The 7,257-nt window shown below is 69.5% G+C and carries 5 protein-coding genes and 1 riboswitch; all 5 genes read right to left on the bottom strand.

Going from position 1 to position 7,257, the window contains the following annotated elements; translation table 11 throughout:
• Positions 1-178 precede the first annotated feature (178 nt).
• A complete protein-coding gene (locus tag ACFXI3_RS31680; protein ID WP_378404478.1) occupies positions 179-1,510 on the bottom strand; it encodes an aminotransferase class V-fold PLP-dependent enzyme in 1,332 nt (443 codons plus the stop codon).
• A 40-nt stretch (positions 1,511-1,550) separates the two neighbouring features.
• Positions 1,551-1,665, bottom strand: a riboswitch (SAM riboswitch).
• 96 nt (positions 1,666-1,761) lie between these two features.
• The gene (locus ACFXI3_RS31675) at positions 1,762-3,240 is read right to left on the bottom strand and encodes a potassium/proton antiporter (protein WP_378404476.1); all 1,479 of its coding nucleotides are present in this window, start codon (positions 3,238-3,240) and stop codon (positions 1,762-1,764) included.
• A 100-nt stretch (positions 3,241-3,340) separates the two neighbouring features.
• A complete protein-coding gene (locus ACFXI3_RS31670) occupies positions 3,341-4,036 on the bottom strand; it encodes an ArsR/SmtB family transcription factor (RefSeq protein WP_378404474.1) in 696 nt (231 codons plus the stop codon).
• A 48-nt stretch (positions 4,037-4,084) separates the two neighbouring features.
• Positions 4,085-5,743, bottom strand: a complete 1,659-nt coding sequence (locus ACFXI3_RS31665) for a penicillin-binding transpeptidase domain-containing protein (RefSeq protein ID WP_378404472.1) — start codon at positions 5,741-5,743, stop codon at positions 4,085-4,087.
• 71 nt (positions 5,744-5,814) lie between these two features.
• On the bottom strand, positions 5,815-7,206 hold the full coding sequence (locus ACFXI3_RS31660; RefSeq protein ID WP_378404470.1) for an amino acid permease: 1,392 nt from the start codon (positions 7,204-7,206) through the stop codon (positions 5,815-5,817).
• Positions 7,207-7,257 lie beyond the last annotated feature (51 nt).

Raw genomic sequence — 7,257 nt, 5'->3', positions numbered from 1 at the left:
TGACAGGCCGAAGGCCCCTCACGCCGGGCAGCCCCCAAACGCCGGCTTAAAAGCGATCCCGCCCGCGGCGGCGGAGCCGACGCCAAAAACACAGCTTGGTGAGCAACCCCCGAAACCCGGCCCACCACCCCGGCACATCACCCCGAAAACCAGCCCCGGCACCCCGCACCCAACACCATCAAACACAAAACCCCGGCAACTCCCGAGTATCCCCCACCGGCGCCCACCGCCCGTCAACCTTCGCGTACTCCCACCGAGCTCCCCGAGCCACAATCTGCCGCAATGCCAGCACCAACCGGTCCACGTGCTCCTCGGTACTCCCCAACCCGAGACTCACCCGAACCGCCTGCTGTCCCTCGCCGCCGGCCTCGCGAATCAACCGCCGAGCAGCCACATGAGCGCAGAACGCCCCGTCCCGCACCCCAATCCCGTACTCAGCCGACAACACCGCCGCCAGCCACCCAGGCTCAAACCCGTCGACAACAAAACTCACCGTGCCAACCCGATCCACCGGCGCGTCAAAGAACCGCAACTCGGCACACCCAGGCAGCCCGGCCAACCCCTTGCGCAACCGCTCCAACAACGCAGCCTCGTGCGCCCCGATGGCATCCCACTGAGCCGCCAACTGCTCGCAAGCCACCCCGAGCGCATACACCCCAACGGTATTAGGCGACCCAGCCTCGTGCCGCTCCTCGCCGCTGTTCCACACGACGGCTTCCTCAGTCACCAGCTTGGTCGCCCCACCACCGGCCAGATACGGCTCAGCAGCCCGCAACCAGTCACTGCGCCCGACCAACGCCCCAGCCCCGAACGGCGCGTACAACTTGTGCCCGGACAACGCCACGTAGTCGACATCCAACTCCCGCAACGAAATCCGCCGATGCGGAGCGAGCTGCGCGGCGTCAAGAGCCACCCGAGCCCCATGCTTCCGAGCCACCGCGGCAATCTCGGCCACCGGCAACAACTCACCAGTCACATTCGACGCCCCAGCGACAACCACCAACCGAGGCCCCTGCGGACATTCCGCCAGCGCTTCGTCCACAACGGACACCGCGGCAAGCCGAGTCCGCGGCAACTGCACCCGCCGAACATTCGGCCCCCGCCACGGCAGCAACGCCGCATGATGCTCACTGTCGAAAACAACCACAGAAGTCTTACGCGGCAACGCTTTCGCCAGCAGATTGAACGCATCAGTCGTATTGCGAGTGAAGATCACCGAATCCCCACTACGAGCGTCCACAAACCGACGCAGCACACCACGAGTCCGCTCGTACAACCGAGTGGAAACCTGCGAAGCGAACCCAGCACCACGATGCACGCTGGCATACCAGGGAAGAAACTCGTCCACCGCCGACCTCACCGCGTCCAGACAAGGCGCGCTGGCCGCGTGATCAAGATTGGCGTAACCGATGTCGCCGCCCGTCACCAACGGCACCCGCAGCGACGCACCGGCCACAGTGGGAACAGCGGGAACAACAGTTTCCGTGGACCGGTCGAGTGCGAGAGTCATGACGGCGCCTCCTCGGCGTTCCGGGGGACCCCCGGCGAGGGGCCCGCGCTTGCCCGTCGCGCTGCGCGACCGGCCTGGTCCTCACCCGGGGCACCCCACCGCGGTAGGAGGGTTGCCGGCCAGCAAGCCGGGGCTTCGCGCTGGCACTCATGACCTGAAACCGACGATAGCGGACAACCGGCGAAAGAAACCAGCCCCGTCTCGTGATCTGAGACAGCGGTCACAAGAAGTGTCCACAAAGGACAGAAAGATCAGGCCCCGGATTCCCCGTGCCAGCGGGCCAGGCGGCCAGCCCGGTCAACCGCCCGGATCCGCCGTTCGGTCGCGTCTCGGTCGGCGGCGGTCGTGACCACCAAAAGCTGGTCTTCGACCTGCAACCGGCTCGTTTTCTGCGGCGTGAAGCCCGTGCCGCCGCGCACCACGAGACTGACCGTCGCACCGGCGGGCAGCCGCAGCTCCGACAGGTACACGCCGTGCAGCTTCGACCCCTTCTGGATGCGCACCTGCAGCAGTTCCGCGCCGAGTTCATCGAGCGGCGCGGAGTCGACCTCGATCTCGTGCGCCTGCGCCGCCTTCGTCAGCCCGAGGATCCGCGCGAGCGGGCTGAGCGTCGCGCCTTGCAGCACGGTGAGTACGATGACGAGCACGAAAACCGCGTCCACGAGCCGTTGCGCGCCGGGCACGCCTTCGGACAGCGGGATCATCGCGAGCACGATCGGCACCGCGCCGCGCAGGCCAGCCCAGGACAGGAACGCCTGGTCTCGCCAGGGCAACCGGAACGGCAGCAGCGACAGGACCACCGACAGCGGTCGGGCGAGCAGCAGCACCACCGCACCCGCGACGAGGCCCGGAATCAGCGCTTCGAGCAGCCGGGTCGGCGACGCGAACAGGCCGAGCAGCACGAACAAGCCGATCTGCGCGAGCCAGCCGAGCCCTTCGGCGAACGACAGGGTGTCCGACCGGTGCGGCAGCTTGGAGTTCCCCAGCACCAGGCCGGCGACGTAGGTGGCGAGCAGGCCGGACGCGTGCGCGAGCTGCCCCGAGGAGTACGCGAGCACGCACACCGCGACCGTGGCGAGCGGATACAGACCGGTGGCCGGGAGCGCGGCCCGGCGCAGCGCCTGCGCGCCCAGCCAGCCGAAGGCGAGGCCGAGCACGAGACCGGTGAGCAGTTCGTAGACCACCAGCAGCGGCAGCGACCAGTCGACCGCCTCGCCGGACGCGAGCACGACGACCGCGATGTAGGCGGGCGCGTCGTTGATGCCGGATTCCAGTTCCAGCGCGCCGACGAGCCGTTTGCCGACCCCGGCGGTGCGCAGCACGGAGAACACCGCCGCGGCGTCGGTGGACGCGAGGACCGCGCCCCACAGCAGGGCGAGCCGCCAGTCGAGGCCGAGCAGCCAGTGCAGGGCCGCGCCGGTGACCGCGATGCTGATCACCACGGCCACTGTGGACAGCAGGATTCCGGGCCCCAGCGAGGGTTTCACCGCGGACCAACGCGTGGTGAGCCCGCCTTCGGTGAGGATCAGGACGAGCGCGGCGAGCCCGAGCGACTGGGTGAGCGCCGGATTGTCGAAGCGGATGCCGAATCCGGCCTCGCCGAGCACGACGCCGATCCCGAGATACAGCAGCAGCGACGGGAATCCGAGCCGGATGGACACCCGCACCGCGACGACCGAGACGACCAGAACCAGCGCGCCGACGCCCAGCACCATGGGAAGCTCGTCCATTCGCCCGCCTCCCTCCCGGTCGCCCGCAGGCGTCCAGAATAGTGAGGCAGTGTCCGGTTCCCGAGCGCGCACCACCGGTGCGGGGGACCACCAACGTGTGTTACGACGCCTCGGCGGCACTCACCGTCGCGAGATCGACACCGAGCGCGGCGAACGGACCCCTCGCGCCCGGCAGCACCCGGACCGCGCGCTGCTGGTCCCGGGTCAGCCATCCAGCTTCGACCGCCCGTTCCAGCACCGCCGCCGGGACCGCGCCGGCGAGGTGCTCGCGCCGCTCTGTCCAATCCAGACAGTCGCGCAGCAGCGGCCGGCGCGGCCGATCCGGCACCGCCACGCCGAGATCGGCCAGCACCTCGCGTCCGGTGTCGGTGAGCGCGAGCCCGTCCGACACGTCGATCAGCCCCCGATCGACCATCCCGTCCCGCAACGCGACCCCGAGCGTCCCCGCCAAATGGTCGTAACAACTGCGCGCGAAGGACAATCGCTGTACCCGCAACGAAGTCCGCAGCCCGGACGGCCGTTTCAGTTCGGCATGCTGCGCCAGATGCTCGATCAACTCCGCGACCCGCGGATTCGCGAGCCGCACGTACGCGTGCCGCCCCTGCTTCACCCGGGCCACGAACCCGGCCTCGGCCAACCGCGTCACGTGCTCGCTGGCCGTCGAGACCGCGATCCGCGCGGCGGCGGCCAGTTCGCCGACCGTCCAGGCGCGGCCGTCGAGCAGCGCGAGGCACATGGTCGCGCGGCTCGGATCGGCGAGCACGGCGGCGACTTCGGCCAGTGCGACGGTTTCCATGCTCCTACGGTAGAGCGGCGATGCTTCGGCCGCGGCCGAACTGTGCCGCTACAGCGCGTCGAGGAACTTCGCGCCCAGCGAGACGGCCGGTTTGGAGTCGTTGGCCCCTTCAAGGAAGACCGCGAACGCCAAGTCTCCGCGGTAGCCGACGAACCAGCCGTGCGCCTCGGCACCGTCGCCGAACTGCGCGGTGCCGGTCTTGCCGAACACCGAGCCGGAGTGCGACAGCCCGGTCGCCGTGCCGCCGGTGACGACCTCGCGCATCATCCCGCGCAACGCCGACAGCACCGAGCCGGGCGGCGGGGTGTAGCCGGTGTTGACCTTGGTGCCGTCCGCCCACAGCCGCGGCACGACCGCGCGCCCGGACGCCGCGGTCGCCGCCATCACCGCCGCTCCCATCGGGCTGACCTGCACCTTTCCTTGCCCGATGCCGTCCTCGACCTGCTCGTCCGCGTTCGCCGCGGGATCGACGCGGCCCAGCTCGGTGGACAGGCCGCTGATCCCGAAGTCGGCGTTGAGGCCGAACTGGGTGGCCGCCTTCGCGAGCCCGTCGGCGGGCAGCTGCGACGCGAGCCGGGCGAACGTGGTGTTGCAGGACTTCGCGAACGCCTTGTGCACGGTGGTCGTGCCGAGGTCGAAACCCTCGTTGGAGAGCGTGCGGGTGCCGATCCGGTCGGTCAGCGGGCACGGAACCGAGGAATCCGGCGTGACCAGCCCCGCTTCCAGCGCCGCGGTCGCGGTGACGATCTTGAACGTCGAGCCCGGCGCGTACTGGCCGCTGAACGCCGACGCCGCGTTGGTCACGTTGCTGTTCTGCGCCACCGCGAGCACATCGCCGGAAGACGGCTGGATCGCGACGAGGACCGCCTTGCCGCGATACCCGTCCACCGCTGCCTGAGCCGCGTTCTGGGTCGCGAGGCTGAGCCCAGCGGCGGCCGGTTTGTGGTCGCCTTCCGGGTTTCCGAAGAGCGTCTCCTGGCTCTTGCCCGACGCGTCCACGCGCTCGACCGCGAAGGCTTCGGACGCCTGCCCGTGCCCGGTGAGCGCCGAACGGAGCAGCGGGAACGCCTTGTCGTCAACCAGTTTCAGCCCGCCGCTGCCGGAGACGACGAGCGGTTTGCCGTCGCGGTCGACCACGGCCGGAACGTCCGAGGACGCGATCGCCAGCCGCTGCCCGGCGACGAGCTTGGGGTGCAGCACCGTCGGCGCCCAGTGGACCCGCCATTTGCCCTGCGCCTGGACGAGGCCGAGGCTGCCTTCGTACGTCCACGTGCGGCCGGGGCCGAGATTCCAGGTGATGGTGTAGGCCGCCGTGGCCTTGTCGCCCTGCGCCGCGCCGACGTCGCCGAGCTTGGCGGTCAGCTGCGTGGGCCGAAGCGTCGCCCACGCGTCTTGCAGCGCGGAAGAGGCGTCCGTCGGAGCATCGGTGGCCTTGCTGGCGGTGTCGGCGTCTTTCGCGCCGAAGGCGACCAGATACTCGCGGGCCGCTGACGTCGGGTCGTTGGGCTGCGCGGCGGTCGACGCAGGCTCCGAACCTGACGAGGCCGCCGTCGATCCCCCGCTGTTGAGCAGCACGAGCGCTGCCACCACGATCCCGATCACGGCCAGCGCGCCGCCGATCAGCACGCCCTTCTTTCCGGCAGGACTCACCGTCGCATCCCCCTCGCCCCACGCGGTCCGCCCGCGTCCCTGGCTCAGCTTGCCCATCGCTGAACGGAACCGGGCGTTACCTCGGGGAACGCGACAAATTCGTGATCAATGCCGGGCTGTATAGGTCGTTATACAGTCTGGTCGGCCTTCCGGCGGGCGCGCTGCCACCAGATCCCGACCACGACCAGCACCGCGACCAGGATTCCCGAGCTGATCAGCTGGATTCTGGCGTCGTGGTCGCCGAGCATCACCACCAAGATGGCCACCATCGCGACAAGGGTGACCCAGGTCAGATACGGGAAGCCCCACATCCGCACAGTGAGGCTCTCCGGCGCGGTGCGCTCCAGCTGACGGCGCACTCGCAACTGGGTGCACGCCACCAAAATCCACACGATCAGCAGCACCGAGCCGACCGCGTTCAGCAGGTATTGGAAGACGGTGTCCGGCCACAGCGCGTTGAGGGCCACGGCCACGAAGCCGAACAACACCGAAGCCGCGACGGCGAAGACGGGCACGCCGCTTCGGTCCACTTTGGTCAGTGCGCGCGGGGCGTGTCCGCGTTGGGCCAGCGAGTACACCATGCGCGCCGCGCCGTACATGTTGGTGTTCAGCGTGGACAGCAGGGCGAACAGGATGACGACGTTCATGATCTGCCCGGTCGCCGGGATCCCGATGCGTTCGAGCACCGCGGCGAACGGGCTCTGTCCGGCCTGGACGCTCGTCCACGGCAGGAGCGAGACGATGACCAGCATGGAACCGACGTAGAACACCGAAATCCGCACGACCGCGTTGCGCACCGCCCTGCCGACGGCGTGCGCGGGATCGTCGGACTCCGCGGCGGCGATGGTCACCACTTCCAGGCCGCCGAAGGTGAAGACGACGGCGAGCAATCCGGTGCCGACGCCCTGCCACCCGTTGGGCAGCAGGCCGCCGTGGCCGAGGAGATTGTCGGTGCCGACGAAGGAAGTACCCGGAAGCACGCCGAGGAACGCGAGCACGCCGAGGACCAGGAAGGCCACCACCGCGACGACCTTGATCAGCGCCAGCCAGAACTCGAGCTCGCCGAACCGGGACACCGCGGTGAAGTTGATCGCGGTCAGCACCGCCATGAAGATCAGGACCAGCACCCACTGCGGAATGCCCGGCAGCCAGCTGTTGACGATGATCGCGGCCGCGGTCGCCTCGACGGCGAGCACGACGACGAGCGCGGCCCAGTACAGCCAGCCGATGGCGAACCCGGCCCACGGCCCGAACGCGCGCTCGGCGTGCACCGAAAACGACCCGCTGGCCGGGATCGCGGCGGCCATTTCCGCCATCATGCGCATGACCAGCATCGCCAGCGTGCCCGCGAGCACGAAGGACAGCACGATTCCGGGCCCGGCGAGCTTGATCCCGACGCCGGAGCTGACGAACAATCCCGAACCGATCACGCCGCCCATCGCGAGCATGGCGAGGTGCCGCTGGCGCAAGCCGGCGGCCAGCCCCTGGGCGGCCGGTTCGGCGGCGGCTTCTGAAGTCATGGGAAATCCCTAGCAGACGCTTCCCCGCGCGGCGCAGCTCGGTCGTCCGTC

The sequence above is a fragment of the Amycolatopsis sp. NPDC059235 genome (assembly GCF_042754125.1).
Taxonomy (GTDB): Bacteria; Actinomycetota; Actinomycetes; order Mycobacteriales; family Pseudonocardiaceae; genus Amycolatopsis; species Amycolatopsis albidoflava.
This window is presented reverse-complemented; position numbering and strand designations above follow the sequence as displayed.

What these genes read in the sequence shown, in the direction of transcription:
- ACFXI3_RS31680 (WP_378404478.1), bottom strand. Translation starts at nt 1,510, where the DNA reads ATGACTCTCGCACTCGACCGGTCCACGGAAACTGTTGTTCCCGCTGTT.
- ACFXI3_RS31670 (WP_378404474.1), bottom strand. Translation starts at nt 4,036, where the DNA reads ATGGAAACCGTCGCACTGGCCGAAGTCGCCGCCGTGCTCGCCGATCCG.
- ACFXI3_RS31675 (WP_378404476.1), bottom strand. Translation starts at nt 3,240, where the DNA reads ATGGACGAGCTTCCCATGGTGCTGGGCGTCGGCGCGCTGGTTCTGGTC.
- ACFXI3_RS31665 (WP_378404472.1), bottom strand. Translation starts at nt 5,743, where the DNA reads ATGGGCAAGCTGAGCCAGGGACGCGGGCGGACCGCGTGGGGCGAGGGG.
- ACFXI3_RS31660 (WP_378404470.1), bottom strand. Translation starts at nt 7,206, where the DNA reads ATGACTTCAGAAGCCGCCGCCGAACCGGCCGCCCAGGGGCTGGCCGCC.